Source organism: Delftia sp. WY8, from assembly GCF_018437695.1.
Classification (GTDB): Bacteria; Pseudomonadota; Gammaproteobacteria; order Burkholderiales; family Burkholderiaceae_C; genus Comamonas; species Comamonas tsuruhatensis.
Genome location: NZ_CP049795.1, coordinates 6,202,570 through 6,219,373 on the forward strand (window position 1 = coordinate 6,202,570; position 16,804 = coordinate 6,219,373).

The window sequence follows — 16,804 nt, forward strand, 5'->3', positions numbered from 1 at the left end:
TCGTTCATAAGTACTGGAAGGGCCGGTCCGGATTGCCCTGGTTCTGCTTGTCCGAGAAGACCACCAGCACAGGCTCGTCTGGCGCGCCCTGCATCATAGGTGCCGCCCCAGGGCCGCCACTGGACAAGTCGTCCACCGGTCGACCGGCCGGGCAGGCCTTGGCATCCGGCCGCTTTTGGCCGACCCCATCCGCCCGATCACCTTGTCCCACCATCCACCCACGCCATCCCCGCCCCCCGGTTCACATGCCGCTGCCTGCCCACGACAAACTCCGAATCCAGCGTGGCCAGTGCGACGGAGATCCATGCGCCTTCTTCGTAATGCTGGCTGTGCCATGACAGCGATGAGCCGCATTGCTGGCAAAAGCAGCGCGTGATGCCGGGCGATGAGGCAAAGGAGCGCAATTGCTCCTGGCCCCGGGTGAAGACAAGGTCCTTTGCCGGCACGCTGCCGTAGGTGGCGAATGCGGCACCGTGGGCCTTCTGGCAGATGCGGCAGTGGCAGTGCGAGACGGCCTGGGGCGTGGAGCGCAGTGCATAGGCGATGGCGCCGCACAGGCAGCTGCCGGTCAGAGGCGTGGTGGCGGGGGGCGCGGCATTGGTGTCGGTCTTGGTGCTGGTGTTGGGACTCATATCTTGCAAGGACAAAAAGGCGCATGCGATTGTGCATGCGCCGATTTGCCGTGTGCTTGCCGCAGCGTCGGACGCATCCAGCCGGGCTAGGCCGGGCTCAGGACTGGAAGTTGCCCAGCACCAGCAGGTCGCCCGGCACGGCCGCGCGGGTGAAGTTGATGTAGTTGTTGGCAGGGAACAGCAGGTTCTTGATGGCGAACAGCGAGACGGCCGAGAAGCTGACGTTCAGCTGGGTGGCGATTTGCTGCGGCACCTGTGACTTGACCTGCTGGTTGACCTTGGCTTGCAGGTCGTCCGATCCCGAAGGTCCGCCGCCGGCCACATGACCCGTGACCGTCACGGCCTGGCTGCTCATGGAGATGCTGATGTTCTGCTCCCGGCCGCTGCCGCTGACGGTCACCGGCGCTGCCGCCTGGACGTTGGAGGTGGCGTCGTTGGTGAACGAGGATTCCCAGGTGTCCGAGCAGTTGGAGAAGCAGGGCCAGTACCTGTAGGTGGTGCTGGTCTTGATGGTCATCGACTGTGTCTTGCTGCCTTGCAGCTGCATCTGACCGCTGCCCATCGGCTTGAGCGTCATGCCCGACAGGTTCCAGGAGACCTTGTTGTCGGGGAAGAAGTATTTCGTGGTGGTCGATGAGCCCCCGCCGCCCATGGGCGAGGAGGTGGTCGTGGTCTGGGTCAGGCTGCTCAGGTCGATGTTGGTCGCGGAGACCGGGGCATTGGTGAACTCCCCCCAGGAGGCCGAGTTCTGTTCCGAGGATTTGCGGCCGGCCAGGCTCCATCCGGATCGGTTCATGGCGCTGGGCAGGATGTCGGAGAAGAACAGCTCGCTGCGGATCAGCAGGGACGTTTCGTTGCCTTGTGGCAGCGGCTCGGGCACATTGTTCAGGAAGGTCAGCGTGGGGTTGAGCAGGGCCCGGTTGCCGGTCTGGATGAACAGCTGAAGGATGTCCACGTTGGCTGCCGTGCGCAGCACCTTGAAGAGAAAGCCCTTGGGCTTGAGTCCGTCGATCACGGGCACGCTGGTCAGGTCCAGGGCATTGATCAGGTAGACGACCGGGTTTTCCGAGAAGTAGGCCTTGATTGCCGCGTTGAGGTCGACCTTCTCCTCGTCGCTGATGTCGATGTTCTCGACGGTGAATGCGCCCTGGGACATGTCCAGCACGACCTTGAGGATCTGCAGTTCCTTGCCCTCCTTGGTGATCTTGCCCTCCACCTTGGTCAGGTTGACGACGGCCGTGAGCGTCTTGCCCGCGATGGAGACCGGCGCATCGCATTTTTCAGGGGTGTCGCCCATCTGGATGCAGTTGATCTGCGAGCCTTTTTCTATCTGCATTTTCAGCACGACGGTGCTGTTGTTGTTGGCCTGGAAGCTCAGCAGCGGATAGCCATACTCGAGGTCGAATTTCTTGATGGACCACACGCCGTCGATGACCTTGGTCCGGGTCTGCGCGGAGATGGAGTTCTTGTATTTGCTGTCGCGCTTGAGCTCTTCATACTGGCTGAGCAGGGCTTTGTTGATCTGCTGCAGTCCCATGTTGAACACCACGTCCCAGCCATTGGTGGTTGTCCCTGCGGCATTGAGCAGCGAGATCAGCTTGTCCGGCGTGGGCTGTGCGGGGTCTTCGGCCGCAAGGGCCATCAGCGCGCCCCGCACCGCTTCAGTGCGCACGGCGCGCTGGCGGGCGTGGGCCCTGCCGCCCGCGAGCATCGGCACGTCGACGATGCGGGCGTCCAGGACGAAGGTCAGGCGGATGTCCACCGTCAGGCCGGCAAAGGCCAGGCCCCGGTTGGTTTGCGTCTTGGGCAGCGAGATCAGCCAGGAGCCGAAGGGCGTGACGGGGCTGATGTCCGCCGACCATGAATGGCCCTGGTCGCTGAAATCAGGCTGTCCTGTGGCCACGTCGAATTGGTACACGCGCTCGCGCCAGGGTGTGTGAAAGCGCAGCATGGAGCGCTCCACGTTGCGGTCCACGAAGGGCTTGCTTTCGAAGGTCAGCCTGGTCAGCAGTTTGCCGCTGTCTGTCGATTTGACGCCCATGACCTCGGCCACCACGGCCCGCACGCGCAGGTTCACGTATTGGCTCAGTTGTGGCTGGTTGGGGTCGATGGTGATTTCAAAGGCGTTGCCGTTGCTGATGTCCGAGGCCAGCACGCCCTGGATGTCGATGGTGATGGGGCGGGTGGTCGAGGCCTGGTACTGCAGCAACTGCGACTTGGCCTCCAGTGTGGCCTCGTTCTGGGCGATGCGCGACTGCATGAAGTTCATCAGGCTGTAGCTGGCAATCGGCGTAGGGGGCTGCAGCCACGCATATTGCAGCGCCTGGTCCTGCAACAGGAAGGACTTGGCGAAGGTGGTGAGCATCTGGCGGCGCAGGTAGTCCAGGCTCCCCGTCAGGCCGACCAGGTCGATGGCCTGCCTGTCCAGGTCCTTGATCTGCAAGGGGTTGAGCTTGTCGGCCAGGGCGTTCAGGCGCTCCGCCTGACGGTCGTTGAGCACCTTCTGGCGCTGCGTGGAGTAGATGTCGCGAAGGATCTGGTGCAGGCCCGATTGGGCACCGGTCAGCGCTTTGCCCCGCATGACGAGGATCTTGAACGCGGCGACCATCTCGGCCTTGGCTTCGTTGACGCCGCTGCCGCTGGGTCCGGTCGACATCACCACGTCGAGCTGAAGCGACATCTCGTCCCATTGGAGGGTGGAGGTATCGCCATAGTCCATGCCATCGAGCCCGTCCAGCGTCTTTTGCGCGTCCTGGATGTTCTTCACGGTGCCCGAGATGGTGGTGTAGACCTTCATCGTGGCATTGAGGATGTTCAGTGCCTTCTGGATGCGCTGCACGGTCAGGCCGAGGTCCTTGACCGCATTGATCGAGCTGGCGGGCACGAAAACCGACGTGCCCAGGCTGAAGGCGGTGGTGGCCACGTCCAGACCGAACTTTACCCATTCCAGGGTCTCCCACTGCACGACGGCCGCCTTGTAGCGCTGCACCGCCTGGTTGACCTCTGCCTGCTGCTCGAACAGGGCCTTGGACAGGTCGTTGATCTTCTCCTGTTGGGCCTTCGCCTCGGCCTGGCTGGCAGCGATCACGGAGTCGTAGTGGTTCGACAGGTCCTTTGCGGACTTGGCGTTGGCATCGATCAGCCCGGACAGCAGCTTGCCGCTCTGGACGATGTTCTCGTTCAAGGCCTTGCCGACATCGACGGTCAGCTCGGCCTGCTTGCGCTGGTTGATCTGGATGGTGTCTTCGCTGATCTGGCGCTGGATCTCCTGGAGGTAGTCCAGTATCTTTTTGACCGAGGCCTCATAGTCGGAGGCCGGCAGGATGGGTACGAACGCGCCTTGTCCGGAACTGGGCGTGTAGCTGCCCAGGTCCAGGGCGCGAAAGCGCATCGCAAGCAGGTCCTCGTCGCGGGTATCGGCAGGGATGACCTGCGCCACCCATTTCAGGTAGCCGCGCGCCAGTGTGCGTACCGTCACGGCGCCCATCTGGTCGGCCTGCATGCCGAGCACGGCTTCGCCGAAGGCCAGCGAAAACTCCAGGCTGTCCTTGAGGGCCGGCAGCTCGGTGGCAGGGGGCACGCGCCGCACGTCCTCGATGACGCGGGGCCAGCCCTTGGCGTCCAATTCGTAGCGCAGGCCGTCGACCACCAGGAAGTGCCTGTCCCCGTCGTGGTTCTGAAAGCGTGCCGCGCCCAGGAACTGGCTGCAGCCGATGGACAGTCCTTCAAAGCCCGCATTGCTGAGTGCTACCACGTTGGGCAGGCCGGTCGTCCTCATGTCCAGGATGTAGCCGTACAGGCCCACCTTGTCGCCGGGCAGCTCGATGGCGGCCTGGGACCGGACGGCGACCACATAGCCGTAGGACGTGAAGTTGCGCACTTCGGACCGGGCCACCAACTGCATGCCCGCCAGATTCAGGCGGGCCTTGTAGACATTGATGCTGGGCGTGGCAATGGCGGAGACCACGCCGGGCTGGTCTTCCGGGATCAGTGCGGCGAAGTCGCTGGAGTCATGCGGCACGAATTGGGGCTGTATCGCATCGCCGAACACGCTGGACATGGCCGCCTTGAAGACGCGCCGCCACACCGCCGTGCGCTTGTATTCGGTGAAGGTGGTCAACGGCCCCAGCGTGATGGCGACGGGAGCCTGGTCGGTGAAATCCCGGTTCAATCGGGACAGCGATACTGCCGAGTCCACGGAAAAGGGCTGGAATACGCTGTTGCGCTTGGCCCAGGTTTTCTCCACCCAATCCCCGTCTGCAAGGCTTTGCTGGAACTGGGGGCTGTGGCTGAGGTTCAGGATGTTGCCGAATTGCTTGACGAAGCCGAACGCGCCTTTTTCCGCATCCGTGGTGAAGTACTGGAATTTGACGGCATTGGCGCCCGTGAAGTCGTTTTCGGAGCCATTGAATGCCTGCTGCACCCGTGCGAAGCGCTCGGCTTCGTAGGCAAATACCTGGATGATCTGGTCCCCGACCGTGATGGAGGACACGAAATGCGTGCCCCATTCGGCGAAGTTGTCCAGAAAGAGGTTGGCGTCCCTGAGCGTCAGGTCGGCGGCCGTGTCCTGCGAGCCCTCTGCCTGGAAATGGCGCAGCCGCGCCATGGAGCGCATGAATTCGCCATCGACGCCAATGCGTGGATCCGGGCGCAGCGCATGGACCGTGGTGAGGACCTGGTTCTCCTTGGTCGTGTGGCGCAATGTCTCGTCCTGGCGGACTAGTTTGACGAGCGCAAATCGCAGGCTGGTGTCGTGCAGCGAGATGCCCAGTGTCTGGACCAGGCTGTCCAGCGCGGCAGCCCCGGTGGGCGCCGACAGCAGCAAGGCGCCCGCCGGCAGGGACGGTGGCGCCGTGTCTATCGCAGGCATATCGATGCCATAGGGCAGCAGCGCGGTGACCAGGCTCTGTGCGCTCTCGTGGAGGCTGATCACCGGATATCCCCAGTCGCCCCGGCTGCCGGAGGGCTCAGGCGCTTGCGGCTCCATCGGCTGCTGCCGGGGGCGGTGCAGTATGTCCAGCATGCCCCTGGATGGGTCCCACCCCGGCGCGTAGCCTTTGATCAGGTTGGTGGCGGTACCCAGTGCCAGTCCGTTGAAAGCTTCCGTCATACATCCTCCATTGATATCCGTTGAGAGATAAATGAATGGCGCGGTCTGCCCATCGCTTGAAGGGTTGCGGTCTGTATGGCCCGCCGTGGGGGAGCTTGCCGGTCATCGCTTCAAGCCAGCGCCCGGTTTCCTGTGCATTCGACGTTCGGACTCCTGGGGCGTCCTTCGCGGGAATCTCTTTTTGATTCACTGACGGGCAGCAAGAGTGCCCTGCATCCCCGATGGGCGCAGGTGGCCATGCGGGGCAATGGATATCGCCTGGGGGCCTGCCTGCGCCTACGGGCCTTGGCTGCGCCGGCCGCGCCATTGCGGCGCGGCAAGCCGGCCACTAGTCGCCGATGACCTGCAGCCCGCTGCCGTCCCCATGCGCCTGCAGGCACATTCTTCCGAGGTCGTTGAGAAAACGCAGCACCGGCATCTCGCCCACGCAGGCGGGGATGGCGGCCATGATGTCGTTGTGCAGTTCCAGCAGCTGGTCCGAGGCCACGAACATGGCGGCGGATTCGCCGTAGTAGTGCCGCCAGAAGTCCTGCAGCAGGCCGTGGCGGGCCTTGCCGACGACCAGGGGATAGCCGTTTTCCCAGACCTGTGCGTCCATGGAAAGGCTGGCCAGGCCAGGGTCAACGGGCCGCGCGCTGGCGGGGATCAACAGTACACGTCGCATGTCCATGCTCATTTGCGGTTTCCAGGTGCGCCAGTGGACTCGGGCAACCCGGTCCGGGAGGAGGGTGAGAGGTCCTTGCCGCAGGCGGCAGGAACCGGTTCCCACTTTATTGACGTGTGCACAACAAGAAAATTACAGCTGATTACATACGGCGAGCGATGCGCCGTGTGCCTGCCGTTCTCCGTTGCAGTTCGCCGTTCAGGCGCTGCGCGCGCCGCCCTCGATCTCGAACGCAAAGTCCCCGAAGCGCAGGCTGCCGCGCCGCCGCTCCACCAGGGCCGGCAAGGCCGCGCATTCGGGCAGGGCGCTGAGGATCTGGTGCTTGGCGCGGAAGATCTGGATGTTCACGTACGACGAATCCACGCCCAGCATGCGCGAGAGCGCGTCGAGCTCTATCCAGCCCTGGCTTGCGGGGGCCAGGCCCTTGTGGGCGTCCTGCTGGCGCACGCGGGCCAGGGTGACCAGGGTGTAGTGGTGTATGCGTTCACCCAGCGCGATGGGCTTGCCGTCGCTCATAACGGTCAGGCTGGCGTGCTCCTCGTTCTGGCTGACGTGGAAGCGAAAGGACACGTCCGGCGGCTTGGGCGCATGCGGGTCGAAGCTGCTTTCCCGCGTGGATTCCAGGTCGTCGCATTGCACGAATTCCCAGCTGCCTGCGGAGGTGTGGACCATGGCGCCGTCCACCAGGGGCTCGGTGCCGTCGCCGGACTCCAGCAGCCAGCGGCCGTCTTCGAAGAAGACGTTGGCTTCGGGCTCCTGGGCGTCGGGCAGCAGGGTGCCGCGCGGGTTCAGGGCCAGGGGGGCGTCCTGGGGCAGGCCCGGGCCGGGGCTCAGGCAGGTGACGGGCGGTCCCAGGTCTTGCACGGTCCAGGCCGCTTCTGCGCCTTCGCCCATGCTGAGCCTGGCGCCCACGGTCAGTACGGTCCAGCGGCCGGCGACCAGGCGCACGCCGTTGAGCATGGTGCCGTTGCGGCTCTGGTCCACGATTTCCCAGGTCTGCCGGTTCCAGCGGAACAGGGCGTGGACCTGGGAGACGTCGGGCGCCTTCATGACGGTCTGGCAGACCGAGGGGTGGCGGCCGAAGGTATGCAGGGGCCGCAGCACGACGATGCTGCCGTCGAGTTGGTTACGAAAGAGGGCCATCGCCTCGAATTCTCCTTGGGGCTTGTGTGAACAGGGGGTGGGCTGGGGGCGCATTGGCCCGGAGCCGGCAGCCTGTTGCCAAGCCGAGAGAGTACATGCCCGCTGCGCGTTTCAGTTTGTCAAACGTACAGCGCCTGCGGATTGAACTCGGATTCCTGCAGCGGCCGGCTGCGCCAGCCCAGGGCCACGGGCACGTCGCGCAGCCGTGGATTGCCCAGTTCCGGCCAGATATGGCACAGGCCCGGAACCACGACCTTGACGGTGTACAGAGGGATGTCGGGGCGCGAGTGGTCGTAGACGATGGTTTCCAGGCCCAGGCCCCGTGCGATGTCCACGCAGTGCGCAATGGCCCGGGCAATGTCCGGCGGCGCGGTGTCCGCCTGCTGCGCAGGCTGTTGCGGCGGCGCATCGGTGCCGTCCAGCGGATGCAGAAAGGCCTGCACCTGCTGCGGCACGGCAAAGCCCTTGCCCGCCGCGATCAGCTGGCTGATTTCGGTGAGGGCGCGTTCGCAGGCCAGGGCGCGGTCCAGGCTGCAGCCAAAGCCCACGGCCCAATGGCCGGTATCCGCGTGGCGGCCCACGCAGACCACGACCGGTATGCCGAAGTCATGGGTGATGTCCAGCAGCCAGTACGACCATTGCGGGCCGCAGCTGCGCGCCAGGCGCTGGCGCGTGGCTGCGGCGATGCCGTCCAGCGCGATGGCGGGCCTGCGGATCTGGCCGTACCACCAGATGGCCGCGGCGTCGCGCTCCACCAGTTCCATGAAGCCTTGGAGGATGGCTTCTTCCCGCGTGTTGCCGGCCGCGCAGCCGTTGGAGGTCCAGCCCACGTGGTGCTGGCTTTGCGCGGGCGCATGGGCCAGGCAAAAGCCCAGCGGCAGGTAGCGGCGCGCATCGGCGGTCAGGGACCAGGCGGGCGCCCACCACAGGGGTTCGCCCTGGCCGGCGCCGGGGGCCACGGCATGCGGCGGCCTGTCGGCGGCAAAGCGGGCGGTCTGCCGGTCGCTGAAGCGGGCCAGCGCTGTGGGAGGAATGCAGGGCGCATCCAGCTGCGCGGCGGGGGCGACGACCACGGCTTCATCGCCCTGGTGGAAGGCGGCGTAGCGCTCCACGGCTTCGCACATGGCGCTGGCGCGGGCCTGCATGGCCGACAGGCCCTTGCCCAGGCACAGCTGTGTCGGGGGGGCTGCCAGGAAGCCGCTGCCAGGCGCGGGCGTTCTGAAGATTTCGCTGCGGTAGACGGTGAGCGCTTCGTCGGTCTCGGCTGTCAGCGGCGTGACCCGGGCAATCACGCCGGTCAGCGGGCTGACGTGCCGGGACAGGCGCTGCACCGTGGTCTCGGCCGGCACGCTGCGCCAGCCGCCGTCGGCGCGCGCGGCATGCGTGCCGGGAACTGGCGCAATGGGTTCGCGTTGGCGCAGTGCCATCAGCCCCGGTGTGCCGCAGTGCGGGCATTGCGGGCGGGCGGCCACGGGGTGGGCCTGGGGGGGCTCCAGCGTCCACACGGTTTGCGCCGCATCGGTGTGCGCCAGCAGGCGCTGCACCGTGGGCAGCAGGGCCTGCAGCCGCGTGGCGATGAGGTCGGCGCCGGCGCGCACGGGCGGGCAGCGGCCGCTGTCGTGCGGCGGGCCGCCTTGCGCGGCGCGTGCGGGATGGTTGCGTTGCCAGCGGTGCGCCAGGCAATGCCAGCAGGCCGATGCGGTGCCGGCATGGGGCGTGAACAAGGGCCCGGCCATGGCCTGCTCGCCCGCGGGCCGGACCGGCAGCCAGGGCCGGCCTGCGGCACGCTGGCCGGCGTCGATGGCGCCCAGGCGCGGGTCCAGGTAGTCGTCGCAGAAAACGATGGTGAGCGGGGTGGGGGCTGGTGCCTGCGTGGCCACGGCCGCAGCCCAGTGGCAGGCGGCTGTGCTGTCCAGCGCTGCAGTCAGCAGGACGATGTCGATCTGCTCCGATGCCTGCAGGCGCACGGGCGGGGCCGAGAAATCCGGTTGCAGATAACCGTGGCCGTTCAAGCCGCTGTGCAGCACCGGCTGGACCAGGCCCTGGCGCAGCAGGGCGCCCAGGGCGTGCAGCATCTGCGCAAGCGGCGCATCGGGCGCTGTGGCGCAGTGCTGCATGAGGCTGGTGCCGGCCTGCAGCGGGGCGTTGAGCGCCAGGACGGCGGCGGAGCCCAGGGCCAGGGTGTCACGTTCGCTGGTCAGCAAAAGGCGGTCGCCCTGCTGCACGGGGGACAGGAATTTCTCGTGCCAGCGGAAGGCGTCGGCAAACAGGTCCGGGGCCGCAGGCTCAGGCAAGGGACGGGGCTCCCAGTTCAAGGCGGACGACGGCATACGGGTGCTGGCCGGTGGTGGCGTGGAAGGCGGTCTCGAACAGCTGGTGCTGCTGCGAGAACCGGGCATACAGGTGCTCCTGCAGGCTGATGCGGATGGCGGGGTGGATGCGCTCCATCTGGGCGCCGTCCGCAAAGCCCGAGACGACGGGCAGCCGCATGCCGCCCACCTGCATGGGCAGCCGTGCAAGGGCCGGGTGCACATGGTCGAGCACCACGGTGCACGGCGGGCTGCCGGGCGCGGCAAAACGCTGGGCCAGCTGCTGCAGCATGGCCTCCAGCGGCGCCTGGGGAAGGTAGGGGCAGACGCCTTCGAGCAGCACCAGAACGGGCTGGCTGCCGGGCAGGGCGGCGGCGTCCAGCCAGGAGGTGTCGAGGATGGAGCAGGCAAGGCGGGTTTCGTCGCCGTCCATGTATTGATCGCGCAGCGCAATGGCGTCGGGCAGGTCCACGTTCAGCCAGCGTGCGGTGCCGGCCAGGGCCGCCAGGCGGCTGCGCCGCGTGCACAGGCCCGCGCCCAGCGCAATGCACAGGCCGGACGGATGCGCGCTCAGGAATTGCGTGGTGAGCCGGTCGAACAGCTGCGTGCGCAGCACCACGCTGCGCACAAAGGCGGGGTCGGCGGCGTGCGCCTCGCTGGCCTGGGGCAGCGCCGCCGCGATGCGGCACGCCTCGGGGTCGGCAAAGGGCGGCAGGTCGTGCAGCTCCGGGGGAGCTGCCGCACCTGCAGCGCGGGCACGTGCCGCCAGCGTCAGCAGCAAGGTAGCCGTGGCCCCTTGCAGCTGCGCCGGTGCCGTATCAGCAGGTGAAGGGATAGGCGTCACCGGTGTTGTTGTAGGAGGTGAGGGCGATGGCCCACAGGTCCTGCTCGGCGGGTGCCACCGGGTAGTTCAGCACGATGCCGTTCTTGATGGCCGTGCCGTCTGCGCGCTGCAGGTTCCACTCGCCGCGCGCGGCGTCCCAGGTGAAGGCCTGTTCGGTCTCGAAGCGGACCTGGAAGTTGAACGGGTTGTTGTAGCCCAGCCATTGGCTCAGCACGGGGGCCTTGTCCTTGCCGTCGTCACGCGTCAGCTCCGCGTGGAACTCGGGCGACTGCCAGGCCAGGGCGATGGCGCGCAACACCACGCCGCCGAAGGCCAGCAGCGAGTCGGGGCCGCCGCCGGGGATGCCCAGGCCAGTGGGCAGGGCAGCCCTGAGCATGCCGTTGTTCGGTTCCTCGAACGAGGTGCTCACGCCCATGAAGTTGGGGAACAGCTGGTAGTAGGCGGCCAGGGCCTCGGAGGCATGGGTCTGGGGCGCCTGGGGCAGGACGATGACGAATTCATCGTCGGGACCGATCCAGCCGGCCGTGAGCACGGGCTTCCATTCGGCGCGCTGGGTGGGGTCGTCGCTCAGGCGCAGCGACACATCGACCTGGGGCCACTGGGTCGGCAGGTTGAAGTCGCGGTGCAGCATGGGCTGGATGTCGCGCTGCCCCAGCAGGTCACGGCGGTAGGCGTCATCCTGCCAGGAGCGGGCGATGGCCCGCAGGTAGGCAAGGCGGAATGCGAGCAACGGTTCAGTATTCTGCAGCTGGGTGGTCATGTGACTTCATCCTCGGTTCAAGAAAAATGCGCCTGGCCGGGCAGGGGCCCGGACAGGTGCACGGACAGTTCAGGCCGCAGCGCGGCCAGCTCACTCAGGCGCGCGGCCACGTCCTGCCTGGCGGGTGCCAGGGCCTGCGACAGGGCCAGTGCCTCGGTTTCGGTGCGGTACTTGCCGGCAGTGCGCGCAGTCCCGGCCGCCTGGGCCAGGCTGTCCTGCACGGCCGCGTGGTCGGCGCCCATGGCCAGCAGGAAGCGGGCCTTCTTCAGGTGCAGCTCGCTGCTGTGCAGCCGTTCGTCCAGCACGTCGGCCAGGCGCAGGCATTCGTCGATCTTGTCCAGGGCCTCGGTCCAGCGCCCGCTGGCCGCCAGCATTTCGGCGACGAAGGAGCGGTAGTAGGTCTGGCAGTAGCGGCAGCCCATGTCCCAGAGCACCTGCGCCGTTGCGCTGGCGCGCGCTATGCCTTCGCTGTCTTCGCTTGCCGTGCCCTCGCCCAGGGCCCAGCAGCGGATGATGTCCGCATAGCCCGAGAACGCTGGCAGGCCGTAGCGGGCCGTGATGTCCAGCAGCTCGCCCGTGGTGGCCAGCGCGCTGGCCCGGTCGCCGCGCGCCTGGTGGACCAGGCCCTGGTAGAGCAGGGCCATGCTCAGCGAGGGAATGTGCGAGACCTCGTGCGCCAGGCGCACGGCGTCGGCCGCATCGGCCAGCGCGGCCTGCCCGAAGCCGGCGAACCAGCGCACCAGGGCGCGCCCGCAGGTGGCCCAGACACGGGTGTCGAAGCCGAACTCGGCCGCATGGTGGGCATGGGCCACGGGGTCGTAGCGGGTGATGGCGTCGGTCAGCGCTTCTTCGGCCTGCTCGAATCGGCCGTCGGAGTAGTGGGCCAGTCCCAGGTAGGTCTGGGCGGCCACCAGCACGCCCGTGTCCTGCTGGCGCACGGCCTGCTCCAGCAGCCGGTGGCTGAGCTGGCGCACTTCCTCGCGGTTGCTGGCCACGTGGTGGTAGGTGATCAGCATCCACAGGTGCTGCACCTGCTTGTAGTCGGCCACGGCGTTGGCGCCCGGGCCGGCCAGCAGCTCCTGCGACAGCGCGATGCGTTCCACCACCTGGGCATGGGCCCAGCCGTGCTTGTTCATCAGCGCCTGGGTCACGTAGCTGTTGACGTCCAGCCGCGCCTCGCGCTGGGCCACGCCCTGGAGCTGTTGCAGCCAGTCGTCGATATGGCGCGCGTAGGCAATGGTTTCATCGTTGAGCGAGCGCAGCTGGGTGATGCGCAACTGCCGCACGGCCAGGGCCACGGCCTGGGCGTGGTCGCCGGCGTCCGCCCAGTGCTGGGCCACGCCTGCGGGTTCCGCCGCAACGCGCTGCGGCTGGTGCTGCATCAGGGCCAGGGCCACGTCGCGGTGCAGCAGCCGGCGCTGCGATACCAGCATGCATTCGTAGGCCGTGTCGCGGATCAGCGCGTGGCGGAACATGTAGGCGCCCGGGCCCGCGCGTTCGTCGGCAATCACCAGGCCGGCCTGGCCCAGGGCGGCCAGTTCCTGCCCGACTTCGCCCTGCGGGCGTTCCAGGCAGGCGCACAGCAGGTCGAAGTCGAAGTGCCGGCCCATGGTGGCGGCCAGCTGCAGCAGGGGCTTGAGCGGGCCGATGCGGTCAAAGCGGCTGACCAGCGAGTCGCGCAGCGTGAGCGGAATGGCGGCCGGCAGTCCGGCATGGCGAAAGTCCCAGACGCCGTCTTCCTCCACCAGGTGGGCATCCAGCAGCATGCGCGCCATTTCCTGGATGAACAGCGGCACGCCGTCCGTGCGTTCCACCACGTGGCGGATCACGGCAGGGCTGAGCCGGCGCGGTGCCAGCGTCTGGCGGGCCAGTTCGGTGGCCTGGGCGTCTTCCAGGCGCCGCACGTCCACGCAGTCGGCCTGCAGGCCCTCGGGCGGTTGCCACTGCGGACGTGCCGTGAGCACCAGCAGCACGCGCCGCCCGGGCAGGCGTGATACCAGTTGCTCCAGCAGTTCGATGCTGGTGGGGTCGGCCCAGTGCACGTCCTCGACGACCAGCAGCAGGGGCTCGGCTTCGGACATGTGCAGCAGCCATTGCGCGGTGGACTGCAGCAGCAGCGCCCTTTGCATGACGGCCGAGATGCGGCTGGGCTCGCAGTCGCCCAGGGGCAGCGAGAGCCAGGCGCACAGAATGGGCAGGGCGGCCTCGGCATCGCAGCCTGCGGCGCGCAGGGCTTCGCGCATCTGTTCGCGGTGGTCCTGCGGGGGATCTGCCGCCTCCAGCCGCTGCCGTATCAGGCCCAGGAAAGGGGTCAGCGCGGTGTTGCGGTGCTCGGGCTGGCATTGCAGCACCACGGTGTTCGCGCCCTGTGTCCTGGCGTGGACGAGCAGCATGTCGGCCAGGCAGGATTTGCCGATGCCCGGCTCGCCGCGAATCCACAGCGCATTGCCCCCGGCTTCGCGGGCCCGCGCCCATGCGTCGTGCAGGCGCTGCAGTTCGGGTTCGCGGCCTATGCACTGCAAGGCTGCATCGGACACCGGTCCCTGCAGTAGCTCGGCTGGCTGCTCCAGCTCCAGGCGATAGGTCTGCATGCCCGTGGGCTGGCCGGGCAGGCGCAGGCTGCCGGCCTTCTCGAAGCGCGCATGACGCGACAGCAGGCGGTGGCTGCTTTCGCTGGCCAGCAGGGTGCCCGCATCGGCGATGGCCTCCAGCCGCATGGCCACGTTGACGGCATGGCCCGAGGGCGCTTCGCCGCCGACCACCACGGCCATGCCGGTGTGCAGGCCCATGCGGATTCCGAGGTGCAGTCCGTGGACCTGCTCGATGGCGGCTGCGCGGCTGCGGCTGAGCGTCAGCAGCTCCTGGGCCGTCATGCCGGCCTGGCGGGCATCGGTGTCGCTGGTGTGCGGGTAGCCGAAGAGCACCAGCATGCGGTCGCCCAGCGTGCCCGCCAGCATGCCTCCGCGCCGGGTGGCAACGTCGGAGAACAGCGTGAGTTCCTCGCGCTGCAGCAGTTCGATGTCTTCGATGTTCAGCCCCTGCGAGGGCTGGCTTGAGGTGCCCGTCGTGCCGTCCATGCCGTGGGTGTCGCTGCCCGGCCAGAGGGAGACGCTGCAGCACAGCACGGTGAGCTGGCGCACTTCGGAGAACACGCGTGTGGTGGCCACGGTGCGTGTCAGGTCCGCCTGCTGCACCTGGGCGGCGGCGGGCAACTGGCCCACCAGATCGTCCAGCCGCACGCGCATGAGGTCCCTGAGCAGGGCCGCCGCCGAGTCGCTGCGCTCCGCAGGCCGCTTCTTGAGCGCCTTGCGCAGCAGGGCGGCGATGGGGTGGGTGGAGATGGCCGGCGGCAGCTGCACTTCCTGCGGGCTGAGCTGGCGGTGCACGATCTCGGCCACCGAGGCGCCCTGCACGGCGGGCGTGCCCGTCAGGCATTCGAGGAACATCAGCCCCCAGGCATACAGGTCGGTGCGGGCGCTGGGCGGCTCGCCGCGCAGCTGCTCGGGCGCGCTGTAGGCCGGCGTGCCCAGGCACTCGTCGCCCATGGTGAGCTGCGAGACCTGCGGGCCGGCAAACTGCGGGATCACGGTGCCAATGCCGAAGTCCAGCACCATGGCGTGGCGCACCGCGCCCGTGGAGGTGACCATCACGTTGTCGGGCTTGAGGTCGCGGTGCACGATGCCGGCGGCATGCGCGCAGTCCAGCGCATCGAGCACCTCGGCCATGAGGCGGCCGGCCTCGGCGGCAGTCAGCACGCCCTGGCGGCGGATCAGGCTCTTGAGGGTCTCGCCGGGCACATATTCGAAGACGCCGTAGACGCAGTCGCCTTGCTCGCCCTTGTCCAGCAACTGGACGATGTGCGGATGGTGCAGGGACGCGCACAGCATGGTCTCGCGGTGGAAGCGCTCCACCTGGCGGCCGCCTTCCTGCAGCCTGACGACCTTGATGGCCACCGATGCACCCGTGCGCCGGTGGCGCGCGCGGTAGACGGTGCCGTAGCCACCCGATCCCAAGGTTTCCAGCAGTTCGTAATCGGGTATTTCCAGGGGGGCTGGCGCCACCGGGGTCACCGCAGCTTGCGTGGGGTTGGTGATGGCATCGTGCATTTCAGCCTCGGTTGGGTATCCTCCTGGAGGGTATCCAGTCGTCCATTTGTCATACGGCAGACCGTGCTTTTGATACCGTTCGTTACTATAGCGTACGTCCGAATGCAATTGCCTGTTTTTGCCTACGTGCTTGCCCATGGTTGCCGTCGCCGCCGCCATCGCTGTGGCGTCCGGTGCTCAGGCCCAGCTGGCCGCATTGCGCAGCCGTATGCCGCTGGCATGCAGCGAGCTGTCCCAGACGCCGCGCAGCGGCTGCAGGGAATCGACGATGCGCAGCTCGGTGCCGCATTCCGCTATTGCTTGCGGCAGATCGACCAGCAGGTCCCGGCGCAGGGGCTGCACGGTCTGCCGGCTCACGTACATGCCGGCATCCTCCAGGCTTTCGAACGGCTCGACTGGAAGCTCATACCGGTGTATCCGGGCTGCATGCAGGCGCGCGGCCCAGGCGGTCTCCACATAGGCCACGGCCTGTGCTGCGGCGGGCAGGTCGTTCAGCCATTGCGCCCTGTCTTCGCTGGTGCTGTGCTCGTGCGGCCATATGACGATGCGCGGGCATTCGCGCGGAAACAGGTACAGCCGCTGATGCGTCTGTGCGATGGCCCACACCAGGGGGCCGTTGAGCCACTCCTGTCCCTGGCGGCGGGGGGCCGCCTTCAGGACCGGGCGGGGTTGGAACTGCCGGATGTCCCCGTCTTCGCTGAAATGAAAAAGTCGCATGGCGCGCAGTGTAGGGCGCGGCGATTTGCAGGCGGCCCGCCATCCCCTATGATGCGCGACACCTGTGAATAATCCCAGGTACTCGCAACCCACGGAAAGGTCCACGCACCATGAACGGTCACTGTCTTTGCGGCGCTGTCAGCTTTTTCTCTCCCCAGGCCCGGGAAATCGGGGCCTGCCACTGTGGGTACTGCCGGCGCTGGGGCGGTGGCCCCATGCTGGCGGTGCATTGCGGGCCCGATGTGAAGTTCGAGGGCGGCGAGCACATAGGCACCTATGCCTCCTCCGAATGGGCCGAGCGCGCCTTCTGCAGGCAGTGCGGCACGCACCTGTACTACCGGCTGCACGCCACGGGCGAGTACTTTGTGCCGGCCGGCGCCTTCGAGTCGCAGGACTTCGAGCTGGCCACGCAGATCTACATCGACAGAAAGCCCGGCTACTACGACTTCGCCAACCAGACGCCGACCATGACCGAGGCCGAGGTCATCGCCCAGTACGCGCCCCCGCAGGAATGAGGCA

At 67.4% G+C, this 16,804-nt stretch carries 10 protein-coding genes; 1 reads left to right on the forward strand and 9 read right to left on the reverse strand.

The window, feature by feature from the left end; genetic code table 11:
* Positions 1–197: 197 nt before the first annotated feature.
* From G4D77_RS28380 to G4D77_RS28420, 9 genes are all read right to left on the reverse strand, one after another.
* The gene (locus G4D77_RS28380; RefSeq protein ID WP_052195876.1) at positions 198–632 is read right to left on the reverse strand and encodes a GFA family protein; all 435 of its coding nucleotides are present in this window, start codon (positions 630–632) and stop codon (positions 198–200) included.
* 97 nt (positions 633–729) lie between these two features.
* Positions 730–5,742 (reverse strand): hypothetical protein, encoded by a 5,013-nt coding sequence (locus tag G4D77_RS28385; protein WP_154834080.1) that lies wholly within the window; start codon positions 5,740–5,742, stop codon positions 730–732.
* Between the two features lie 328 nt (positions 5,743–6,070).
* Positions 6,071–6,406, reverse strand: coding sequence for a hypothetical protein (locus G4D77_RS28390; protein WP_223275358.1), 336 nt, complete (start codon positions 6,404–6,406; stop codon positions 6,071–6,073).
* A gap of 198 nt (positions 6,407–6,604) precedes the next feature.
* Positions 6,605–7,549, reverse strand: coding sequence for an FHA domain-containing protein (locus G4D77_RS28395; protein ID WP_016446376.1), 945 nt, complete (start codon positions 7,547–7,549; stop codon positions 6,605–6,607).
* Between the two features lie 119 nt (positions 7,550–7,668).
* Positions 7,669–9,879: a TOMM precursor leader peptide-binding protein gene (locus G4D77_RS28400; RefSeq protein ID WP_154834081.1), complete on the reverse strand. Its 2,211-nt coding sequence runs from the start codon at positions 9,877–9,879 to the stop codon at positions 7,669–7,671.
* Positions 9,836–10,639: a class I SAM-dependent methyltransferase gene (locus tag G4D77_RS28405; RefSeq protein ID WP_154834082.1), complete on the reverse strand. Its 804-nt coding sequence runs from the start codon at positions 10,637–10,639 to the stop codon at positions 9,836–9,838. The genes G4D77_RS28400 and G4D77_RS28405 overlap by 44 nt, the downstream gene beginning before the upstream one ends.
* Positions 10,640–10,676: 37 nt before the next feature.
* Positions 10,677–11,462, reverse strand: a complete 786-nt coding sequence (locus tag G4D77_RS28410; protein WP_016446373.1) for a BMA_0021/BMA_0022 family TOMM bacteriocin — start codon at positions 11,460–11,462, stop codon at positions 10,677–10,679.
* A gap of 17 nt (positions 11,463–11,479) precedes the next feature.
* The gene (locus tag G4D77_RS28415; RefSeq protein WP_154834083.1) at positions 11,480–15,568 is read right to left on the reverse strand and encodes a TOMM system kinase/cyclase fusion protein; all 4,089 of its coding nucleotides are present in this window, start codon (positions 15,566–15,568) and stop codon (positions 11,480–11,482) included.
* Positions 15,569–15,745: 177 nt separating this feature from the next.
* Positions 15,746–16,285, reverse strand: coding sequence for a DUF6886 family protein (locus G4D77_RS28420; protein ID WP_046985991.1), 540 nt, complete (start codon positions 16,283–16,285; stop codon positions 15,746–15,748).
* A gap of 110 nt (positions 16,286–16,395) precedes the next feature.
* Between G4D77_RS28420 and G4D77_RS28425 the strand changes: the two genes are divergently transcribed.
* The gene (locus tag G4D77_RS28425; RefSeq protein WP_046985990.1) at positions 16,396–16,800 is read left to right on the forward strand and encodes a GFA family protein; all 405 of its coding nucleotides are present in this window, start codon (positions 16,396–16,398) and stop codon (positions 16,798–16,800) included.
* Positions 16,801–16,804 lie beyond the last annotated feature (4 nt).